This window comes from Dietzia sp. JS16-p6b (genome assembly GCF_003052165.1).
In the GTDB taxonomy this organism is placed as follows: Bacteria; Actinomycetota; Actinomycetes; order Mycobacteriales; family Mycobacteriaceae; genus Dietzia.
In genome coordinates, this window is sequence record NZ_CP024869.1 from 3,477,285 (window position 1) to 3,498,820 (window position 21,536).

Sequence of the window (21,536 nt, forward strand, 5' to 3'; positions counted from 1 at the left end):
AAGAAAGGTCGGGGCCCCCGATGTACGGCAGCGAACGGCGACGACACATCGCGGAGGTACTGCAGGCGTCCGGCCGCGTCACCGTGGCCGACCTCGCCTCCGGCCTGGACGTCAGCCCCGAGACCATCCGCCGGGACCTGTCCCTCCTCGAGACCGAGGGGGTCCTCGAGCGCACCCATGGTGGAGCCGTCCCCGCCGTCCCGGGCGGACGGGTCGAGCAGACGCTGGCAGCCCGCCGCACCGAGAACGTGACCGCCAAGTCCGCGATCGCCCGCGCCGCTCTCGCGCTGCTGCCGGCCCCGGGCGGCAGCGTGCTGCTGGACGCCGGGTCCACGACCGCCTGTCTGGCCGAGTCCCTGGCGGAGCCGCTCGCCGAGGGGAACGGGCTGTCGCTCATCACCAACTCGGTGCCCGTCGCGGACGCGCTCCACCGCTCCGGCGCCACCCCGCTCCACCTGCTCGGCGGCTCCGTCCGCGGCCTCACCGGCGCGTGCGTGGGCGCGACGGTCCTGCGGGCCCTGGACGCCATCCGGGTGGACATCGCCTTCCTCGGCACCAACGGACTCACCGTCGATCGGGGGCTGACCACGCAGGATCCCGACGAGGCGGCCGTCAAGAGCGCCATGTGCGACGCGGCCCGCCGGGTTGCGGTGCTCGCGGACTCCAGCAAGTTCGGCCACGAGTTCCTCATCTCCTTCGCGGACCTCGACCGGATCGACGTCCTGGTGACGGACTCCCCGCCCACCGGCGCACTCGCCGGCGCCCTCCACGACCGTGGGATCGAGGTCGTCCTGCCGTGATCGTCACCCTCACCATGAACCCGTCGGTGGACCGCTCGGCGGTGCTCGCCACAGCGCTGACCATCGGTGGGGTCAACCGCATCGCCGACTCCCACGACTCGCCCGGAGGCAAGGGGATCAACGTGGCCCGGGTGCTGGCCGCGGGCGGGACCGAGGCCACGGCGGTCTTCCCCGCCCCCGCCCACGACCCGTTCGTCGACATGTGCGCTGCGGCGGGCGTGCCCGCGGCCGTGGTCCCCGCCGACGGACCGGTGCGGGTCAACCTCACCCTCACCGACCCGGACGGGACCACCACCAAGATCAACGCACCGGGTCCCGTCGCCACCCCGGCGATGCTCGACCGGGTCCGGTCGGACGTCGCCGCACTCGCGGCGCAGGCCACCTGGGTCGTCCTGAGCGGATCGCTGCCGGGCGGCGTGTCCGCCGGCTTCTACGCCGACCTGGTCGCCGAACTACGCGGAACGGGGGCACGCCTCGCCGTCGACACCTCCGACGCGCCGCTCGCCGCCCTCGCCGCCCGGTTCCCCTCTGCCGCCCCGGACCTCGTCAAACCCAACGGCGAGGAGTTGGGCCAACTCGCCGGGGTGGACGGCGTGGAACTCGAACGCCGCGCCGCGGACGGGGACCTGGCACCGGTCGTGGAGACCGCCCGGACGCTGCGCGCCGCGGGCGTGGGAACCGTGCTGGTCACCCTGGGCGGCGCCGGAGCGGTGCTGGTCGACGACGGCGAGGGCGGCGACGGCGACGGTGAGGCGTGGTTCGCGTCCACCCCGCCCGTGCGCGTCCGATCCACGGTCGGGGCCGGCGACTCCGCGCTCGCCGGATATCTCCTGGCCGACGCCCGCGGGCTCCCTCCGGAGGAGCGGCTGGCATGGGCCGTGTCCCACGGCAGCGTGGCCGCGTCCCTCCCCGGCACCGGCCTCCCCCTCGGGCTGGACCCGGACACGTTCCGGGCGACCGTCCGCCGACTCGACTGACCCCGACCGCACCTTCGACCCCATCGACACACCCCCGAGCAGAAGATTCATGAGAAAACACGGAGGAAGGCCATGAGCCACCCGATCATCGAGACCGCCGCGGTGCGGCTCGACGCCGATCTCGGCAGCAGCAAGGACGATGTGATCCGGGCGCTGGCCGGGGCGCTCGTCGACGCGGGCCGCGCGGACGACCTCGACGCGCTGGTGTCCGACCTGATGGCCCGCGAGGGCAAGGCGGCCACCGGGATGAAGGGCGGGATCGCCATCCCGCACTGCAAGTCCGAGGCCGTGGCCGAGCCCAGTCTGGGATTCGCCCGCCTCGACCCTCCGGTCGACTTCGGCGCCAAGGACGGCCCCGCCGACCTGGTGCTGATGATCGGTGCCCCGGCCGGCGGCGGCAAGGAGCACCTGAAGATCCTGGCCACCCTCGCCCGCAACCTGGTGCGCTCGGAGTTCGTGGACGCGCTCCGCGCGGCCGCCACCCCCGAGGACGCGGTCTCGGTGATCCAGGGGGTGCTCGCCCCGGCGCAGGACGCGGCGTCGTCCACGTCCTCGTCCACCGCGGCGTCGTCCACCGCGGCGTCGTCGTCCGCGGCATCGCCATCGCCCACGGCATCCTCGTCCGCCGCGGCCACCACCGCCACGGTGAGCGGGTCGGGCGCGGGCGGCGGGCAGCCCGTCCGCCTCGTCGCGGTGACAGCCTGCCCGACCGGCATCGCCCACACCTACATGGCCGCCGACTCCCTCGACCAGGAGGCTGCCAGGCGGGGCGTGCAGATGCAGGTGGAGACGCAGGGCTCGGCCGGGTCCACCCCGCTGGACCCCGCGGTGATCGAGGCCGCCGACGCCGTCATCTTCGCCACCGACGTCGGCGTGCGCGACCGCGGCCGGTTCGCGGGCAAGCCCGTCGTCGAGTACGGGGTGAAGAAGGCGATCGACTCCCCCGCGCGGGTGCTCGACGAGGCGCTCGCCGCCGCGGGCGACCCCGACGCCAAGCGCGTCCCGGCCTCGTCCGGATCGGGTGGGGACTCGAGCTCCGGCGGGTCCGGGTCGGACGAACACTGGGCCCGTGGCCTGCAGCGCGCGGTGATGACCGGTGTGTCGTACATGATCCCGTTCGTCGCTGCGGGCGGTCTCCTGCTGGCGCTGGGGTTCCTGTTCGCCGGATACGACGTGGCCTTTGTCTGGCAGGAGGTGGCCACCGGGTTCACGCTGGCCGACCTGCCCGGCCAGGTCTGGTACCTCGACGGTGAGATCGTCTCCGCCGGGACCGCCGGGGCCGAGATGCTCACCCACGCCGGGCTGAGGTTGTACATCGGCGCCGTGCTCTTCGCGATAGGCCAGGCCGCGATGGGCTTCATGATCGCGGTCCTGTCCGGGTACATCGCCTACGGGCTCGCCGACCGCCCGGGCATCGCGCCGGGCTTCGTGGGCGGTGCGCTGTCGGCCACCCTCGGCGCCGGGTTCATCGGTGCACTCGTCACGGGCATCCTCGCCGGCTACCTGGTGCGGTGGATGACCACGTGGAAGACCCCGCGCTGGCTGTCCGGCCTCATGCCGGTGGTGCTGATCCCGCTGCTCGGATCGCTCGCGATCGGCCTGCTGATGTTCCTGCTGCTCGGCCGTCCGCTGGCCTCGTTGACCTCCGCCATGGAGTCGTGGCTGGGCGGGATGAGCGGCACCTCGGTGATCCTGCTCGGCGTCATCCTGGGCCTCATGATGTGCTTCGACCTCGGCGGACCGGTCAACAAGGCCGCCTACACCTTCGCCACCGCCGGACTGGTCGCCGACAACCCGGCCTCGCTGCGCATCATGGCCGCGGTCATGGCCGCCGGCATGGTGCCGCCGCTGGCCATGGGCCTGGCGACGGTCGTCCGCAAGCGCCTGTTCACCGAGGTCGAGCAGGAGAACGGCCGGGCCGCGTTCCTGCTGGGCGCCAGCTTCATCACCGAGGGTGCCATCCCGTTCGCCGCCGCCGACCCCATCCGCGTGATCCCCTCGATGATGGCCGGCGGTGCCGTCACCGGAGCGCTGATCATGGCATTCTCGGTGGAGTCGTACGCACCGCACGGCGGTCTGTTCGTGGTGTTCGCCATCAACCCGGTCTGGGGTTACCTGGTGGCCATCCTCGCGGGCATGCTGGTCTCGACCACAGCCGTGGTCCTGGCCAAGAGCGCCCGTCGAGATCCCGCTACTGTCGCGGCACCGGCGCCCGTCGCCGTCGCCGCCTGATCCCCACCCGACCGCTCTCCGGCGGGTCGGTCCGCCGGCCCGCCACTCCACCAGTCACGAGGAGACACCATGCCCACCACCACCGTCATCGTGGGATCCGCCGAGGGGCTGCACGCCCGCCCCGCGGGGATCATCGCCGAGGCCGCCGAGAAGTACGACACGGACATCGAGATCGCGTTCGACGGTGAGGAGGCCGACGCCGCCTCGGCGATGCTCATCATGGCGCTCGGAGCCGAGAAGGGGGCCGAGGTCACGGTGAGCGGGGACGACGCCGCCGCGGTGGCCGAGATCGCCGCCCTCATCGAACAGGATCTCGACGCGGGATGACCGTGCTCGTCGTGGGATCGGGTGGGTACCTGGGATCGCGCCTGGTACCCGAACTGCTGGCCCGGGGGCACCACGTCCGGGCCGGTGTCACCGATCCCCGGCGGGCGGGGCCCCACGAGCGGACGTCCCACGACCGGGGCGGCCGCGAGGAGACGGTCCACTGCGACGTCCTCGACCCGGACTGCCTGCCCGCCGCCCTGGACGGCGTGGACTCGGTCGTCTACCTGGTCCACCGTATGGGGCACGGGCCGGGTTTCCGGTCCGAGGACGCGGCGGGCGCCACCGCGATGCGCGAGTCGATGGCCGCGGCCGGCGTCGGTCGCTGCGTCTACGTCTCCGGGCTCGCACCGTCAGCCGGCCCGGGCGACACGCTGTCCCGACACATGTCCTCCCGGCTCGAGGTCGAACAGCTGCTCTCGGACGGACCCACGCCGGTGTTCACCCTCCGGGCCGGCATCGTCCTCGGTGCCGGCTCGGTGAGCTTCGAAATGCTGCGCACACTGTGCGATCGGTTGCCGGTCCAACCAGTGCCCCGGTGGATGCGCGGCAGCCGGGTCGAGCCGATCGCCGAGCGCGACGTCCTCGAGGCCCTGTGTCACGCGCTGGAGGGGGCTCCGCGTTCCGGCCACGGGGACCTCGGATGCGGCGAGGTCCTCACCTACCCCGCGCTGCTGCGCAGGTTCTCGCGGGTCGCGGGCCTGCCCACCCTCCGCGTCCCGGTGTTCGGGGTGCCATGGGATCTGGTCGCCGCGGGGCTGTCCCCCGTCGTCGACTCGGATCCCGCGACCGTCGGCGCGTTGGTCGAGAGCCTCCGCCACGATATGGTGACCGCCGACCAGACCGCGGATCTGTTTCCCGCCGGGTGGGAGCGGACAGGCATCGACGACGCCATCCGCCGGGCGCTCCGCGACTGACATCACGATCCGGTTCCGACCCCACCGGTCACGCCACACCTCCGCGCGAGCGCCGGGTCTGGGGGACAATCGAGCGATGCCCCCGAATCTCCCGTTCACCGCCGCGACCTTCATCCGCGCAGCTCTGGACCGCCACGGGCCGAGCAGCACGACGGACGACATCGGCGAGAAGCTCCTCGACGCAGCCGTCCGACAGTTCGAGACCTTCGGCGTGACCCGGTCCACGATGGGGGACATCACGCAGCGGTCGGGCCTGTCCCGGATGACCCTCTACCGCCGGTTCGCCAACAAGCAGGAACTGATCAACGCCGTCCTGCTGCGCGAGACCGGCCGCATCCTGGCCGGGCTGAAGCAGGAGATCGACCGCTACGACGACGTGGAGTCCAAGCTGACCGAGGGATTCCTCTACACGGTCGAGACCCTGCGCGCCCACGGCCTGCTCAACCGACTCCTGGAGAGCGAGCCCGAGGTCGCCGTCCCCTACCTGACAGTGCGGGGTGAGCCCCTGGTCAGTAACAGTGCCGAGTTCCTCGCCTCGGAGATGGCCTCCAGTCTCGACGACTCGCGGTCCCACGAGGAACTCCTGGTGGCGGCCGAGGTGGCCGTCCGACTGGTGATCTCGTTCGTCCTCACCCCGTCCACCACGATCGATCTGGACGACCCCGACGTGGCGCGCGACTTCGCCCGCAGGCACCTGGGCCCGCAACTCCGCGGGCGAAGGGGGCCTACCGACGGGTCCTGAGCGAATCAGGGCGCGAGAGGGCCGGGGAGGGCTCTGAGCAGGACGGTGGCGTGCGGGCGTTGACACGAGGGGCACCGCTGCCTAGCCTCAGTTACAAAGAGACCTCAAATGTCACTCTGTACTTCCTCCTCTGTACGCCGAGGCTCTCTCCGGCCCGAGTGGTCGGAAGACGAAAGGGATCGTCATGCCCGCACCCACCCCCACCCCAGCCCCCTCGATCCGGACGCAGCCGTCGGCCCCGACCCCGACCAGTTCGCGCGAGGAGTACGACGCCACTCTGCTCCGCCTGTCCGAGGCGTCGGTGCGACGCCACTTCGACGCGTTCGTCGACGTCCCCTGGGACCACCCCGACTTCCGGGTGGACCGCTCCGACGAACGCTGGATCCTCCCCGCGGCGGTCGACCCCCTGGGCGCCCACCCCTGGTACCAGTCCCTACCCGTGGAGACGCGGATCGAGATCGGCATGTGGCGCCAGGCCAACATCATGAAGGTCGGCCTGCAGTTCGAGAACCTCCTGATCCGCGGGATCATGCAGTACATCGCCACCCTTGACAACGGATCGGCAGAGTTCCGGTACCTCACCCACGAGGCGACCGAGGAGTGTCACCACACCCAGATGTTCCAGCAGGGCGTGAACATCATCGGCGCCGACGTCCCCGGCCTTCCCCGCTGGCTGCGCAGGGTCTCGCCGGTCATCCCCTGGTTCGCCTCCCTCACCCCCGTGGGCTTCTTCATCGGCGTCCTCGCCGGCGAGGAGCCCATCGACCACACCCAGAAGCAGATCCTGCGTGGCGCGGACGAACTCCCGCCCGTGCTGAGCCGGATCATGGAGATCCACGTGGCGGAGGAGGCCCGGCACATCTCCTTCGCCCACACCTACGTCGCCCGCTACGCGCCCCGGTTGACGCGCGGCCAGGCCTTCGCGATCTCCCTGGCGTTCCCCGTGATCATGCGGGTGCTGTGCGACGCCATCCTCAAGCCGACCAAGGAGTTCCGCGAGGAGTTCGGCGTCCCCCGCGAGGTCATCGACGAGCTCTACTGGAACAGTCCGAAGTCCCGTGAGTTCCTGTCCGACCTCTTCTCCGACGTCCGCATGCTCGCCGAGCAGTCCGGTCTGATGAACCCCCTCGCGCGGCGGGTCTGGCGGGCCCTGAAGATCGACGGCCGCGCCTCCCGCTACCGCAGCGAACCCCCAGTCACGTACGCCACCCACGCCTGATGCCCCACGTCGTCACCCAGGCCTGCTGCGCCGACGCGTCCTGCGTGCACGCCTGCCCCGTCAACTGCATCCACCCGACTCCGGACGAACCGGACTTCGCCACCGCGGAGATGCTGTACATCGACCCGGACGTCTGCGTGGACTGCGGGGCGTGCGTCGGCGCCTGTCCGGTCGGCGCGATCGTCCCCGACGACCGTCTCACGCCGGGTGAGCAGGTCTTCCTCGACCTCAACGCCGTGTTGAGCACACCCTCACGACCGTATCCGCCGCAGGCACCGGTCCCCCCGATCCGCCGTCTGGAGCGCGACCGGGGACGTGCCGGGCACCCGCTCCGGGTGGCGATCGTCGGAGCCGGACCGGCCGCTCTCTACACCGCGGATGAACTACTCAGGCAATCGGGCGTCGAGGTGACCGTGTTCGACCGCCTGCCGGTGCCTCACGGACTGGCCCGCCACGGCGTGGCCCCCGACCACGCCCGGACCCGGTCGGTCACCGATCTGTTCACCCTCATCGAGAACCAGTCCGGGTTCACCTACCGCCTGGGCGTGGAGATCGGCCGGGACCTCGGCGTCGGCGACCTCGCCGCGCACCACGACGCCGTGGTGTACGCGACCGGGGCCAGTACCGACCGCCCCCTCGACATCCCGGGGACCGGACTCCCCGGGAGCATGTCCGCGACGCAGGTGGTGAGCTGGTACAACGGCCACCCCGACCACGTCGACGCGCGCGTCCCGCTCGACCACGAGCGGGCGGTCATCGTGGGTAACGGCAACGTCGCCCTGGACGTCGCCAGGATCCTCGCCACTCCCGCGGAGGCCCTCGCCGGGAGCGACATCTCCCCCGTGGCCCTGGAGGCACTGCGCAGCAGCCGCGTGCGCGAGATCGTGGTACTGGGCCGGCGCGGGCCCGCGCAGGCCGCGTTCACGCTCCCCGAACTGGTCGGGCTGGCCTCGCGGGACGACATCGACCTCCGCGTGGAGGCCCCGGGCGGGATCGACCCCCGTGCGGCGACCGACCGCCAGAGGTCCCTCATGCTGGAGTGCCTCGCGGACGTCGCCTCCCGCCCGCCCCGCCCGGGGAGCCCGCGGATCGTCCTGCGCTTCCAGTCCGTGCCCGTGGAGGTCCTCGGCGGGGACCGGGTCGAGGGACTGCGGATCGCGGAGACCGGGTTGACGACCCGGGACGGCGACGTGCGCGCGGTTCCCCGCCCGGGAACGGAGGAGGTGCTGGACGCGGGGCTGGTCCTGCGGTCGGTGGGGTACCGCGGGGTGCCCGTGCCCGGCGTGCCGTTCGACCCGGCCACCGGGACGATCCCCCACCGGGGCGGCCGCGTCCTCGACCGCCCCGGTGGGTCCGAGGTTCCCGGCTCCTATGTGGTCGGCTGGATCAAGCGTGGACCGCGCGGCTTCATCGGGTCCAACAAGACCTGTGCGCGGGAGACGGTCGACGCGCTGCTCGCCGACGCGAACGCGGGCCGTCTCCCGCGGCCGGTCACCCCGTCGGGCCCGGTGAGGACGTCCGCCTAGGAGCACGCGGGCCCGCCCACCGGTCCCGGGCCTAGTACGTCCCGCAGTTGCTCGGTGCGGGCTGCCCGGCGATCCGATCGGCGAGGTACTGCACGGTGCTGTTGACCTGCGTGATCATCGGGCCGACGTGATTGAGGATCATCCCCGGCAGCAGCGGCGGCGTCTCGTCCACGTCCATCTGGACGGTGGCGCCCCGTTCGCACCAGTCGCGGCCGAGCTGGAGCGATTGCGGACCGGGCACGACATCGTCGTTGGTCACCGCCAGCACCCGGACCGGTGTCGTGGGCCGGACCAGACCGATGCGCTGTAGCTCCGTGTAGTGCAGGGCGATCGGGTCCTCGCGGACGATCTCGATGGCCGGGCGACCGGTCTTGGTGAACTCCGAGGTGTTGCGGAGCCCGTACTGCAGGACGGTGTCCACGAGGCACTGGTCGGCGACCGTGCGCAGCATCTGTTGGCCTGCGGTGTTGAGGTGCACGTCGAGACGCTGCTGCACCTCGGGATAGGCGTCGGCGAGACTGTTGAGCGCGTACCCGATCGCACCGGCGATCGCGGTGCCGTCGATCTGGTCGAGGGTGGCCACCAGATCCGCCGGCGGCGACCCCGCCGCGGTGCCGAGCAGGTTGACCTCCGGCGCATACTGCGGATGCATCTCGGCGGCGGCGGCGACCGCCGCCCCGCCCTGGGAGTAACCGGTGAACACCGTACGGGGGTTCGGCCCGGTGTCTGCCGCGGGGATCGTGGCGGCGGCGCGCGCCGCGTCGAGCACCGCGCGACCGGAGGACTCGCGATGCACGTAGGAATGGATCCCGGGGGTGCCGAGGCCCTCGTAGTCGGGTACGACGACGGCGTAGCCCCGCGCCACCAGGGCGTAGGCCTGGATGTACTCGTACCCGATCCCGGCGCTGGGCGGGTTGTCCTTCACGGTGGCGAGCGTCTGGAAGGACTTGGACGGCGCACAGTTGTCGCCCTGCCCCATGGTGCCCGGCGCCAGCACCGCCAGGGGCCGGCTGCCCCCGCCGTTCCATCGCGCGGCCGGCTTCAGATAGGTACCGGTCACGGCGATGGGCTGACCCTTCGACCCGACGGAGCGGTACATGATGCGGTAGCCGTCGGCCGGCCAGTCCCTGGTATCGCCCGCACCGATGATCCCTCGCACGGAGGGCAGCGACACGGCCAGTCGGAAGTACTCGGACCTGATCAGGTCACCGTTGTTCGGCGGGAGTACGGCGGGCGGCTCGTAGAAGGCGGCGGCGGGGTCGTTGCTCGACCCCGTCCCGCTCGAGCCGGTCCCGCTCGAGCCGGTCCCGCTCGAGCCGATGTCGCTCGAACCCTGCGCGGACGTCGCCGGGGCGGCGAGCGTTCCGACGGCGACGAGGAAGGCGGTGGCGAGCGCTGATGCGCGTAGTGCTGTTCGACGTGGTGACACGGGACCCCCGTAAGGTGTGATGCGGATCACTTACGGGTCGGGAGTCTAGAATCCTGAGAGCGGGCTGTGGTGGCCCTCCTCCTTAGATAGGCAAAGAATAGGTACGAGCTGAGAGAGCGGGGCGCCTGTCCGGTGTGGACCTCACTCCGGTGTCCGAGTGTCTGATGCCTCGCCCTCGACCGTCAGCGTGTCCCCGGCCTCCACCCCGGCCGCCCGCGAGGTGTCCTTCAGCGCCACCCCGGACGCGCCGAGTTCCCGGGCCCCCGCGATGAGCCGCGCGACGATGTGCGCGGATCGGGCGTAGTCCAACCCGTCAGGCGGGTGGATGTTGGAGATGCAGTTGCGCCCGGAGTCGGGGGTTCCCGGCGAGGGAAGGTGGGTCAGGTAGATCCCCAGACTGTCGGCGACCGACAATCCTGGCCGCTCGCCGATGATCACCGCGATCGTGCGGGCGCCCATGGCGCGGGCGAGATGATCGCCCAGTGCCACCCGGGCCTCGGTCGCGATCACCGGCGGGGCGAGAGAGTACAGCTCGGCCAGCTCGGACACCATCGCGCCGAGGAGCCCGGCGCCGTGGTCCATCAGCGCACGTGGGGACAGGCCGTCGGCCAGGACGAAGCCCACGTCGAACTCCCCCTCGGGGATCGAGGACACATCCCGCGGCACCCTGCCCAGATCCGGCCGTCGCAGGTATTCCCCACGCGAGGAGGCCCGCGAGGTGACCACGGCCGGCTCCCCGATACCGATCTCCCGCACCTGCGCGGCCAGCGCCCCGACATCCAGCGGCATGTGCACGGCGTCCCGCGCGGCGGCGTGGGCGGACCGGAACTCCAGAACCCGGCGGGTGGGGAGCGAGTCTCCGGTGCGGCCCAGCCCGATACGTGCCCGGGTACTGCGGCGCAGTTCGTCCCAGAAGGAGGGCTCGATCCCGCTCATCTCGTCCCCGTCAGGGCGCGGAGCGGAGACCCGGTGGCGTCGATGTCCAGAATCCGTCCCCGCGCGTCGACCATGCCCAGACGGTCGAGCCATTCCGCGAACTCGGGGGCCGGGGTCAGCCCCAGCACCTGCCTGACATACAACACGTCGTGGAAGCTCAGGCTCTGGTATCCCAACATCACGTCATCGGCGCCGGGCACCGCGATGACGAAGGCGGCGCCCGCCGCACCGAGCAGTGTGAGCAGGCTGTCCATGTCGTCCTGGTCGGCCTCGGCGTGATTGGTGTAGCAGACGTCCACACCCATCGGCAGACCGAGGAGCTTGCCGCAGAAGTGGTCCTCGAGCCCTGCGCGGATGATCTGTTTGCCGTCGTAGAGATACTCGGGACCGATGAACCCCACGACCGTGTTGACCAGCAGCGGATCGAGGTCACGGCACACCGCGTAGGCCCTGGCCTCGAGGGTCTGCTGGTCCACGGGCCGGCCTCCCGTCCCCAGGTGTGCGCCCGCGCTCAACGCCGAGCCCTGCCCGGTCTCCAGGTACATCACGTTGTCGCCCACGGTCCCGCGGTGCAGCGAGCGGCCCGCCTCATTGGCCTCGCGCAGCAGCGCGAGGTCCACCCCGAAGCCTGAATTGGCGCCCTCCGTGCCGGCGACGGACTGGAAGACCAGATCCACCGGCGCCCCCTGTTCGATGAGTTCCATCGTCGTGGTGACGTGTGACAGGACGCAGGACTGCGCGGGGATCTCGAAGCGCTGGCGTATCTCGTCGAGCAGATGCAGCAGGTCCGAGGTGGCGTGCGGGGAGTCCGTCGCCGGATTGACGCCGATCACCGCGTCGCCGGAGCCCAGGAGCAGACCGTCGAGGGTGGCCGCGGCGATGCCCCTCGGGTCGTCGGTCGGATGATTGGGCTGCAGGCGCGTCGCCAGGGTGCCCGGCAGGCCCACGGTGGTCCGGAACGCCGAGGTCACCCGGACCGCGCGGGCCACGGCGATCAGGTCCTGGTTGCGCATCAGCTTGCTCACCGCCGCCACCATCTCCGGGGTCAGCCCCGCCGCCACGGAGGCCAGCGTCGCGGCCGCCCCGGCAGAGGCCGAGACCTCGAGGAGCCAGTCGCGTAGGCCACCCACGGTGAGGTGGGCCACCGGTGCGAACGCGGCGCGATCATGCGAGTCGACGATGAGACGGGTGACCTCATCGGTCTCGTACGGCACGAGCAGGTCCTCGAGGAAGGTCTCGAGCGGGACCTCGGCGAGCGCCCACTGCGCGGCGGCGCGTTCGGCGTCGGACGACGCCGCGCACCCGGCCAACTCGTCACCCGATCTCCGCGCAGACGCCTTGGCCATCAGGTCCACGAGGCCGTCGAACCGAAAGGTCGTTCCCGAGACCTGCTGGGTGTACTTACTCATCGGGGCTCATTCGAGTTCTGCTTCCGCTCGGGCCAGTGCGGCGAACTCCTCGTCCGGGGAGTTGGCGACGAGGTGGTGGCGACTGTGGATACCGAAGTACAGCATGAACGCACCGAACACCACCAGGCAGCAGAGCGCGGCCGTGCTGTTGACGAGGAACGTGGCCACCACGGCCAACGCGGCCACGACAAGGGCGAACCCTGTGGTCACGACGCCGCCAGGGGTCCGGTAGGGGCGCTCCATGTCCGGCTCCCTTCGGCGCAGCACGATGTGACTGACCATCATCAGGACGTAGCTGAGCGCAGCACCGAACACCGCCATGTTGAGGAGCATGTCGCCCTGGCCGGTGAGGGAGAGCAGGAACCCGAGTACTCCCGGGACGACGAGGGCCAGGGTCGGCGCCCTGCGCGAATTGGTGACGGACAGCGCCCTGGGCAGGTAGCCGGCCCGGGAGAGGGCGAACAACTGACGGGAGTAGGCGTAGATGATGGAGAAGAAGCTGGCGACGAGACCGGCGAGCCCGATGTAGTTGACCAGCTTCGCGGCCGACCCGTCGCCGAGCGCCTCGACAAGTGGGTTTCCGGAGGACTGGATGGCATCCGCGCCGCCGGCACCGGTGGCCAGGACCAGGACGGTGGTCGCGGTGACGAGCAGAACCCCCATCCCCGCGATGATGCCGCGGGGAACGTTGCGGGCCGGATCCTTGGCCTCCTCGGCGGCCAGCGGCACACCCTCGATGGCGAGGAAGAACCAGATCGCGAACGGCACGGCGGCCCAGATGCCGAGGAATCCGAACGGCAGGAAGTCCGAGGCACCGGCGGCGTCGGTGGGAGCGATGTTGGTGAGGTTCGACGCCTCGAACTGGCCCGCGGCCGCCACGGCGAAGACGACGAGGCCGACCAGAGCAATGGCGGTGATGACGAACATGACCTTGAGGGCCTCACCGACTCCGGCGAGGTGGATGCCGATGAACACCGCGTACACCGCGAGGTAGACCCACCACCCGTCGGTGATGCCGAACAACTCAAGGGATTCGACGTACGCGCCGATGAACGTCGCTATGGCGGCGGGCGCGATGGCGTACTCGATGAGGATGGCGGTCCCGGTGGCGAACCCTCCCCACGGCCCCAGGGCGCGCCGCGCGAAGGTGTAGCCACCGCCCGCGGCCGGGAGCGCCGAGGACATCTCGGCCATGCCGAGCACCATGGCCAGGTACATGCCGGCGATGATCACCGCGGCGATGAGCAGGCCACCGAAGCCGCCCTGTTCCAGGCCGAAGTTCCACCCCGAGTAGTCGCCCGAGATCACGTAGCTGACGCCGAGACCCGCGAGCAGCACCCACCCGGCGGTGCCCTTTTTCAACTGGCGCCTGGCCAGGTAGTCACCGCTCTCGAGGTGAGATCGCGTTCCGTCATGGTGGCTACTGTGGGTGTCTGCGATGGACATGCGCGGCCTCTCTCGAAGCGGTATCGACGGATGTCGCGCGGCGGGCGCGAACCGGCTCACCGTAGGTCCGCGGTGTGAGCACCGCGTCGACGCGATGTGACGACCCTGTTACGGCGGTCGGCACCGCCGACACGATGGTCTCCCCGGAGAACTCCATCCGGTACATCGACGCCGTGACGCAGCGCAGCGGTATCGGGGCCCTCGTCCTGGCGGACGGCGAGGACCACGTGTCGCTCGTGAGCGCGGATTCCGCGCACTATCAGCAGATTCTCGACATCATCTCCGAGACGTCGGACAAGACCGTCGACGAACTCGCGCAGCACCACTCGCGCTAGTCGCCTCGAGCCCCGCCGGCCAGCCGCTCGATCCCGTCGTGCATCAGATCGACGGCGGTGCCGAAGACGACACCGGGGTCGATCCCGCGATAGTCCGCCAGGAGCGCCGTGGTGAGCGGGTAGTCCTCGGCGGGAAGCGCCTCGATCTCCACCGCGGTGGCGGAGTCCACGGGAGCCATCATCCCCAGCGCCTCGGCCGTGGCCAGCCCGAGCACCATCGCGAACCAACCCACCGTCACGGTCACCACCTGCGGCCGGGGGATCCCGGCACCCGCCATCGCCGCGTGCACGACCTCGGTGGTGGCGTAGTCGGCCGACCCGGTGTGGGTGAACCGCTGGAGCAACGGGAACGTCCGGGGATACGACCTGGCCAGCGCGCGGTACTGCTCGGCCAGGTGGAGCAGTGTCGACCGCCAGTGCTCCCCGGGCGCGGCGGGCCGCACCCGGGCGTCCAGCCATGACGCCATGGCCCTGGTCAGCCCCTCCTTGGACCCGAAGTGATAGGCCACCGACATCGCGTCGCACCCCGCCGCTCGGGCCACACCGCGCAGACTGAAGGACTCCTGCCCGCCCTCCTCGAGCAGACCGACGGCCGCATTGACGATCCGCTCGGGGGACAGTCCCCTCGGCCCACGTCCGGAGTGTCGCTCGACCATCGGATCCCCCCACTTTCGGGCCACCGGGCCCACGCCGCCATTTCTACATCGTAGAATACTGATGACCAGAAGGAGGGCACCATGGTGGAGATCAGGACGGCGAGGCCTGCCGACGCACCGGCGACCGGGGAGATGCTCGGGGAGGCGTTCCGTGACGACCCCGCGTGGGCGCAGTTCTACCCTGACGCGACCTCACGGTCCGCACGCCTGACCGCGCACTACCGCCGTCACGTCAGTCGACACCCTGACCGGGTCGATGTGGCCGTTGACGGCGCAGAGGTACTGGGCGCGTTGCTCTGGGAGCCGCCCCACCGCGATGCGGGCCGGTTCTCCGGGTGGGTCGGCCGCATCGCGGCGGCCCTGCGCTACATGGTCTCACCCACCGCCCGCCGCGGACGGGCCCATACCCGCGCGGTCGAGGCCCACAGGCCGTCGGAACCGCACTGGTACTTCCATGACATCGCCGCCGGTCCCCGGGCCCGCGGGAAGGGGATCGGATCGGCGCTCCTGCGCCACCGCCTGGACCTCATCGACCGGGGCGGGCCGTATCCGGTGTTCCTCGAGGCCACCACCTCGGGCAGTCGCCGTCTGTACGAACGGTTCGGCTTCCGCCCCGTGGGCACCGTCCCCACCGGGCCCGGGCAGGAGTCCACGACGATGATCCGCCCGGCGGGCGGCGGCGAAGCGTGACCCCAGCCTGGCCGGTCCGGACGATCTCGCGACGGCCGCGGAGATCCTCGTCCGGGCGTTCGAGCACTACCCCTGGACCCGCCACGTCATCCCCGAGGAGGGGTACGGCGAGCGCCTGCTCGCCCTGCAGGAGCTCTGTCCCGCGCACGCCCACCGACACGGGTTCGTCGCTGTCACCGGGGACCTCGACGGCGTGATCGCGCTCCTGCCACCGGATGCCCCGGACCCCGACGTGACAGCGGTCGAACAGATCGTGGCCCTGCGCGGCGACCGGATCGGGCGCCTGGAGACCTCGGACCTGCGGAACGTCACACTGTACGAACGGCACGGCTTCTCGGTCACCGGGCGCCGCGACCACCCGGACGGGCCCCCCGTCTGAGCCACCGAGCTCCACCCCCGCGCGCACTGACCGTCCACCCCACCGACGCCGGGAGCGCCGGAGGGGTGGGAGTAGCTTCTACACCGTGACCAGGTACCGCGACCCGATCGCGCAGTGGCGCGCGGCTGTCGTGGTGCTGGCATCCGCGCTCACCGCCACCGTCGCGCACACGGCCGGGGGAGGCGGTGTGCCCGGTCCCGGCGGATGGTCCGTCGTGGCCCTGTGCCTCCTCCCCGTCGCCGCGCTCGCCCGGAGCCGGGCCGGGAGTGGCGCGCCGGGGCTGGCGCTGGCCGGGCTCCTCGGCCAGGGCGTGGGCCACCTCGCCCTGTCGCCCGTGACGCTCCCGCCCGCCACCGGACGCCCCGGGATCACGGGCCACCACTCGTCCGCGTCTGCGCACCTCGCGGCGGGCCCTCCCGCGCACGGGTCGGGGCACGAGCTTCTCCACGGCCACGGAGTCCCGCTCCTGTCTCCCACATCCGGCTGGGCCGGCACCGCCGAATCACTGGCCCATCCGGCCCACCTGGACCCGCTCATGCTTCTCGCCCACATCGTCGGCGCGGCGCTGCCGGCGGTGCTGGTGGCCGCCGCCGAGGGAGTGCGCAGGGTGGCGGCCCGGCTCATCCTGCTGGGCCGTGACCTCGTCGCACCCGCGACCCCGTGGGCGGGAACCCCCGCCTCCGCCCGGCAGGACGCCCCGGCGCCGGTCGGGCGTCTGACCGGGCGCTCGCTACGCGGGCCACCGCTTTCCGCCTGATCCCACACACCCTCCCCCCGGGGCCGGCGCCCCGGGGCCACGCCGGTGTGCGTCCTTCTCTCATCTCGAACGGCCCCCGCGGTCGCGCGCGAGCGCACCGGCAGCACGGGGCCGTGGATCAGGAGTACCCAACCCATGACCACCACGACCGACCACCCACGCGAACCCGACCCGCCCACTGCCGCCTCCCCCACCGCCGACCTGCCCACCGCCGGACCGCGCGACCCGCGCGTCGGTGGCCCACTGAGGCAACTCATGCTCCGCCTCCACTTCTACGTCGGCCTGCTGGTCGGCCCGTTCCTGCTCATCGCCGCGGTGTCGGGCTTCTTCTACGCGCTGGCGCCGACGCTCGAGAAGGCGGTCTACGCCGATCAGTTGACCGCCGCCTCCTCGGCGCAGAACGTCGCACTGACCGACCAGATCACCACCGCACGCGCGGTTCATCCCGATCTCGCGGTCTCGAGGATCGTGCCCGGGAGCGACGGGTCGACGACCAGGGTGTTGTTCACGGATGACTCACTACCGTCGGAATCGCACTCCCGCGTGGTCTTCGTCGACCCCTCCGACGGTGCCGTCCGCGGGGACACCGTCCAGTACGGGTCCGGCCAGGCGCTCCCTCTGCGCACCTGGCTGTCCGGCCTGCACCGCAGTCTGCACCTCGGCGAGGTCGGGCGCCTCTACTCCGAGCTGGCCGCCAGCTGGCTCGCCCCACTCGCCCTGGCGGGGTTGTACCTGTGGTGGGGCCGTACCCGCCGGGCCGACACCTCTCCGTTCAGGTCGGCCCCCGGCCTGGAGGGGCGGGCGCGCCTACGCTCCCGCCACGCCGTGCTGGGCACCTGGGCACTGGTGGGCATGCTCGTGCTGTCGGCGACCGGTCTGACCTGGTCGGCCTACGCCGGGCAGCGCGTCTCCGACCTCCGCTCCGCCCTGGACTGGACCACGCCGACGCTGTCGGCCCACTCTCCTGAGACCTCCGACGCCATAACCCCTGTCGCCGCGTCCGCGAACGGACACGCGCATCACGGTTCCCATGGCGCTTCCCATGGTTTCGGTTCCGAGGACGCCGCCGCCTGGACCCCGGAGGGAGCGCAGATCGCACTGGCCGGCGCCCGCTCAGCGGGTCTGACGGAACCCGTCCAGCTGGTCCCGCCCGCCGCCGAGGGTGACCCCTGGCGGGTCCAGGAGGCCCGGCGGTCCTGGACGCCCGGGCCCGACGCGGTGAGCATCGATCCCGCGACGGGCGGGGTGGTGCAGTCCATCCCGTTCTCCAGCTACCCCGTCGCCGCCAAACTCACCGACTGGGGCATCCGGCTCCACATGGGGTTCCTGTTCGGGGTGGCCAATCAACTGCTGTTGGCGGCCGTCGCGGCGGCGGTCGTCGTCGTCACTCTCCGGGGGTACTCCCTGTGGTGGACGCGGCGACCCACCCGCACCCGCGGTCTGGCCCGGCCCCCCGTGCGGGGCGCGGCACTCGAACTTCTGCGCCGCCGCCCACTGGCGGTCCTGATCGGGGCGGCCGTGATCGCGGTCGCCGGATGGGCCGTCCCGCTCCTGGGGATCTCGCTGGCGGCGTTCCTCGTCCTGGATTCGCTGGCGGGGCTCGCCGCACGGCGGGCACGGGGCTGACCCACGCCGACGCCGATTCGCCCCGTGGCGAGCGAAAGTCTGGTCACGGGGCGACTCGCGGGTCTAGATTGCGGCCATGACAGTCACCGACGAGCTACTCGAGGCCGCCAGGGCCTATGCGTCCGATTTCGACAAGGGCGGCCTGCCCATGCCGCCCGGCCGCAAGACCGCCGTGGTGGCGTGCATGGACGCCCGCCTCAATCCGTACGGACTGTTGGGTCTGTCCGAGGGTGACGCGCACGTGATCCGCAACGCCGGAGGCGTGGTCACCGACGACGTCCTGCGGTCGCTCACGATCAGCCAGCGGCTCCTGGGGACCGAGGAGATCGTGCTGATCCACCACACCGACTGCGGCATGCTCACCTTCAGAGACGACGACTTCAAGGACCAGATCCAGGCCGACACCGGTCTGCGCCCGCGGTGGTCTCCGGAGGCGTTCGGCGACGTGGAAGGGGACGTCCGTCAGTCGCTCGCACGCGTCGAGGCGGATCCGTTCCTCCTGCACGCCTCCGCGGTCCGCGGCTTCGTCTACGACGTGGAGACCGGCGAGCTGCGCGAGGTCGCCCGCAGCCCGGAGTGAGGTCCGAGGGCCGCCCGCACCCTCAGGGCACGCGCAGGATCTGCACAGCTCGGTCTCATCACCATCGGTGGCGCGATGGCACTGTACTCACGGGGTGGCGCTGCTGGAATCAACGGTGATAAGTTCCTGCTCACCAATTGCCCCCCCGGGGCCAACGCCGGAAGGGGCGCGGTCGAGCATGGTTCACCACAGGATTCACCTCGGGAAGGCAGTGGGCGTCGTCGTCGCCGTGATCTGTCTGGCCATCGCCGCGGTGGTCTTCGCCGCGGGAGCGGCCGACGCCCAGGGCTCATCGCGGGACACGGGCAGCCTCGGGAGCCTGGCGGACACGGCCAGCCTCGGGAGCACGGGCAGCGCCGGGAGCCCGGGCGAGGACGCGAACCCGTTCTCGGTGAGTATGGGGGACGAGCACGCGTGCGCCGTCACGACTCTCGGCACGGTCGCGTGCTGGGGCCGGAACTCGTACGGCTCGCTGGGCGGTGGACCCACCGTCGCCCCCGGCACCATCGTGGAGGTGGCCGACCTCGTGGACGTCACCTCGGTGAGCGTGGGGGCCAACTTCTCCTGCGCGGTGACCCGTGCCGGGGAGGTCCGGTGCTGGGGTTCCAACTTCCTCGGACAGCTGGGGGACGGGACGCGGACCGATCGGTACACCCCCGTGCCCGTTGACGGGCTCTCGCGTGCGATCGCCGTCAGCACCGGCAACGCCCACGCCTGTGCTCTGCTGGTCGACCGGACGGTGGCGTGCTGGGGCGTGAACAACCTGGGACAGTTGGGGGACGGCACCACCGACACCCGGACGAGCCCGGTCCCCGTGGAGGGGCTGCGCACCGTGTCCTCGATCGATCTCGGACCCCTCCATTCGTGCGCTCGTCTCGAGGACGGCACCGCCCGATGCTGGGGCCGCAACGGGGAGGGGCAGTTGGGCGACGGCACCACCGACAACAGGCTCACTCCGACGCCCGTGGCCGGCCTCGATGACGCGGCCTCGATCGCAGCGGGCAGCAACCACACGTGTGCGGCTCTGACGGACGGCGGTGCCCGCTGTTGGGGTCAGAACTACAACGGCGCTCTCGGCGACGGATCCACCACGGACCGCGTGGTGCCCGTGGCGGTGGACGGACTGTCGAACGTGGTCGCAGTGAGCGCGGGAGGCGCGCATTCCTGCGCGGTCCTCCGCGACGGTTCGGCGCGGTGTTGGGGTGCGAACTTCCTCGGCAACCTGGGCGACGGCACCTTTGACGACAGCCTCGTCCCGGTACCCGTAGAAGACCTGGCCGGCGCGACGGGGATCAGCTCGTGGGGCTCGTCCACCTGCGCGATCCTGGATGACGATTCCATCAGCTGCTGGGGCCTCAACCACTACGGCCAGTTGGGCGACGGCACGACGGAGAACCGCCCCGGTCCCGTCCAGGTGATGGGGCTCCCCCGGTAGGGACGAGCCCGGCCGGTCACGGTTCCGACTCACCTCTGGTGTGTCGTACCTCACCCTGATACGGATGAGACACCTCCTCTTTCCCGAGGAGCGCCCCGACAAGGGAGGCACGCCATGTGCACCGGTCTCAGCCACACCACGAGGGACCACTACTTCGGCAGGAACCTCGACCTCGAGTACTCCTACCACGAGAAGGTCACCATCACGCCCCGGAACTTCCCGTTCGAGTTCCGGCGGCTCCCCCCGCTACCCACCCACCACGCCATCATCGGGATGGCCACCACCGCTGACGGGTTCCCCCTGTACTACGACGGGACCAACGACCGGGGTCTGAGCATGGCGGGGCTCAACTTCCCCGGGAACGCGGACTACAAACCCGAGGCCCCGGGCAAGGCGAACGTCGCGCCGTTCGAGTTCATCCCCTGGGTTCTGGGCCAGTTCGACACGGTCGATCAGGTCGAGACCGCGCTGTCGGATGTGAACCTCGTGGACATCCCGTTCAGCTCCGAGTTCCCCCAGTCACCGTTGCACTGGATCATCTCGGATCGTCACAGGTCCCTCACCGTGGAGAGCGTGGCCTCCGGTCTGCGCGTCTACGACAATCCGTACGGCGTGCTGACCAACAACCCGACCTTCGACATCCAGAGCTTCGGGCTGAACGACTACATGCATCTGTCGACGACCCCGCCCGAGAACCGCTTCTCCGAGCGGCTCGAGTTCGACACCTACAGCCGGGGGATGGGGGCCATCGGTCTGCCCGGCGACCTGTCCTCGTCCTCGCGGTTCGCCAAGGCCGTCTTCACCAAGATGAACTCGGTCTCCGGGACGTCCGAGTCGGAATCCCTCAGCCAGTTCTTCCACATCCTCGGATCTGTCGCTCAGCAGCGCGGATGCGTGCAGGTCGGCGGCGACGACTCATACGAGATCACCATCTACTCGTCCTGCTGCAACGCCGACACCGGCGTCTACTACTACACCACCTACGAGAACAGTCAGATCACCGGCGTCGACATGCACGCAGCGGATCTCGACTCCGACGCCATTGTTGACTATCCCCTGGTGACGGGCCAGCAGATCGCCATGCAGAACTGAGCGCTCGCCGTCTCCGCGTCTTCTCAGCG

21 protein-coding genes are annotated in these 21,536 nt (G+C 71.1%); 16 read left to right on the forward strand and 5 right to left on the reverse strand.

The genetic code is table 11. The features are described 5' to 3' along the window. Positions 1-20: 20 nt before the first annotated feature. The 8 genes from CT688_RS16105 to CT688_RS16140 all read left to right on the forward strand — a co-directional run bounded on the left by CT688_RS16105 (position 21) and on the right by CT688_RS16140 (position 8,737). Positions 21-800 carry a DeoR/GlpR family DNA-binding transcription regulator gene (locus tag CT688_RS16105; RefSeq protein ID WP_107757717.1) on the forward strand — a complete coding sequence of 260 codons (780 nt, stop codon included), beginning with the start codon at positions 21-23 and terminating at the stop codon, positions 798-800. Beyond that, complete coding sequence (locus CT688_RS16110; protein ID WP_107757718.1) at positions 797-1,777, forward strand: 1-phosphofructokinase family hexose kinase; 981 nt, start codon at positions 797-799, stop codon at positions 1,775-1,777. Before CT688_RS16105 ends, CT688_RS16110 begins: the two co-directional genes overlap by 4 nt. A 72-nt stretch (positions 1,778-1,849) precedes the next feature. Continuing rightward, the gene (locus tag CT688_RS16115) at positions 1,850-4,009 is read left to right on the forward strand and encodes a fructose-specific PTS transporter subunit EIIC (RefSeq protein ID WP_107757719.1); all 2,160 of its coding nucleotides are present in this window, start codon (positions 1,850-1,852) and stop codon (positions 4,007-4,009) included. 69 nt (positions 4,010-4,078) lie between these two features. Continuing rightward, complete coding sequence (locus tag CT688_RS16120) at positions 4,079-4,336, forward strand: HPr family phosphocarrier protein (RefSeq protein ID WP_107757720.1); 258 nt, start codon at positions 4,079-4,081, stop codon at positions 4,334-4,336. Beyond that, the gene (locus tag CT688_RS16125) at positions 4,333-5,250 is read left to right on the forward strand and encodes an NAD(P)H-binding protein (protein ID WP_107757721.1); all 918 of its coding nucleotides are present in this window, start codon (positions 4,333-4,335) and stop codon (positions 5,248-5,250) included. Before CT688_RS16120 ends, CT688_RS16125 begins: the two co-directional genes overlap by 4 nt. Positions 5,251-5,326: 76 nt before the next feature. Continuing rightward, positions 5,327-5,992: a TetR/AcrR family transcriptional regulator gene (locus tag CT688_RS16130; protein WP_228549438.1), complete on the forward strand. Its 666-nt coding sequence runs from the start codon at positions 5,327-5,329 to the stop codon at positions 5,990-5,992. A gap of 184 nt (positions 5,993-6,176) precedes the next feature. Continuing rightward, on the forward strand, positions 6,177-7,211 hold the full coding sequence (locus CT688_RS16135; protein ID WP_107757723.1) for a diiron oxygenase: 1,035 nt from the start codon (positions 6,177-6,179) through the stop codon (positions 7,209-7,211). Then, positions 7,211-8,737, forward strand: a complete 1,527-nt coding sequence (locus CT688_RS16140; protein WP_107757724.1) for an FAD-dependent oxidoreductase — start codon at positions 7,211-7,213, stop codon at positions 8,735-8,737. Before CT688_RS16135 ends, CT688_RS16140 begins: the two co-directional genes overlap by 1 nt. Before the next feature lie 31 nt (positions 8,738-8,768). On the opposite strand, the gene CT688_RS16145 is transcribed toward CT688_RS16140, so the two are convergent. From CT688_RS16145 to eat, 4 genes are all read right to left on the reverse strand, one after another. Beyond that, entirely contained in the window at positions 8,769-10,166 is a 1,398-nt protein-coding gene (locus tag CT688_RS16145) for a lipase family protein (protein ID WP_231750402.1), read from the reverse strand. 141 nt (positions 10,167-10,307) lie between these two features. Further along, positions 10,308-11,102: an ethanolamine ammonia-lyase subunit EutC gene (gene eutC / locus CT688_RS16150; protein ID WP_107757725.1), complete on the reverse strand. Its 795-nt coding sequence runs from the start codon at positions 11,100-11,102 to the stop codon at positions 10,308-10,310. After that, complete coding sequence (locus CT688_RS16155) at positions 11,099-12,511, reverse strand: ethanolamine ammonia-lyase subunit EutB (RefSeq protein ID WP_107757726.1); 1,413 nt, start codon at positions 12,509-12,511, stop codon at positions 11,099-11,101. The genes eutC and CT688_RS16155 overlap by 4 nt, the downstream gene beginning before the upstream one ends. 6 nt (positions 12,512-12,517) lie before the next feature. Next, entirely contained in the window at positions 12,518-13,957 is a 1,440-nt protein-coding gene (gene eat / locus CT688_RS16160) for an ethanolamine permease (RefSeq protein WP_107757727.1), read from the reverse strand. A gap of 74 nt (positions 13,958-14,031) precedes the next feature. On the opposite strand from eat, the gene CT688_RS16165 reads away from it, so the two are divergent. Next, the gene (locus CT688_RS16165) at positions 14,032-14,292 is read left to right on the forward strand and encodes a hypothetical protein (protein ID WP_182612077.1); all 261 of its coding nucleotides are present in this window, start codon (positions 14,032-14,034) and stop codon (positions 14,290-14,292) included. On the opposite strand, the gene CT688_RS16170 is transcribed toward CT688_RS16165, so the two are convergent. Next, positions 14,289-14,948: a TetR/AcrR family transcriptional regulator gene (locus tag CT688_RS16170; protein WP_107757728.1), complete on the reverse strand. Its 660-nt coding sequence runs from the start codon at positions 14,946-14,948 to the stop codon at positions 14,289-14,291. The genes CT688_RS16165 and CT688_RS16170 overlap by 4 nt on opposite strands. Positions 14,949-15,029: 81 nt before the next feature. Between CT688_RS16170 and CT688_RS16175 the strand changes: the two genes are divergently transcribed. The 7 genes from CT688_RS16175 to bsh all read left to right on the forward strand — a co-directional run bounded on the left by CT688_RS16175 (position 15,030) and on the right by bsh (position 21,507). Continuing rightward, entirely contained in the window at positions 15,030-15,638 is a 609-nt protein-coding gene (locus tag CT688_RS16175; protein ID WP_107757729.1) for a GNAT family N-acetyltransferase, read from the forward strand. Between the two features lie 193 nt (positions 15,639-15,831). Next, entirely contained in the window at positions 15,832-16,017 is a 186-nt protein-coding gene (locus CT688_RS17880) for a hypothetical protein (protein WP_231750403.1), read from the forward strand. A gap of 85 nt (positions 16,018-16,102) precedes the next feature. Beyond that, on the forward strand, positions 16,103-16,774 hold the full coding sequence (locus tag CT688_RS16185) for a hypothetical protein (RefSeq protein WP_107757731.1): 672 nt from the start codon (positions 16,103-16,105) through the stop codon (positions 16,772-16,774). A 135-nt stretch (positions 16,775-16,909) separates the two neighbouring features. Then, positions 16,910-18,400, forward strand: coding sequence for a PepSY domain-containing protein (locus CT688_RS16190; protein ID WP_197431442.1), 1,491 nt, complete (start codon positions 16,910-16,912; stop codon positions 18,398-18,400). Positions 18,401-18,476: 76 nt separating this feature from the next. Next, a complete protein-coding gene (locus CT688_RS16195) occupies positions 18,477-18,980 on the forward strand; it encodes a carbonic anhydrase (protein WP_107757732.1) in 504 nt (167 codons plus the stop codon). Positions 18,981-19,158: 178 nt separating this feature from the next. Continuing rightward, positions 19,159-20,415: an RCC1 domain-containing protein gene (locus CT688_RS16200; protein ID WP_107757733.1), complete on the forward strand. Its 1,257-nt coding sequence runs from the start codon at positions 19,159-19,161 to the stop codon at positions 20,413-20,415. 114 nt (positions 20,416-20,529) lie between these two features. After that, positions 20,530-21,507 carry a choloylglycine hydrolase gene (gene bsh, locus CT688_RS16205; RefSeq protein ID WP_107757734.1) on the forward strand — a complete coding sequence of 326 codons (978 nt, stop codon included), beginning with the start codon at positions 20,530-20,532 and terminating at the stop codon, positions 21,505-21,507. Positions 21,508-21,536: the final 29 nt, after the last annotated feature.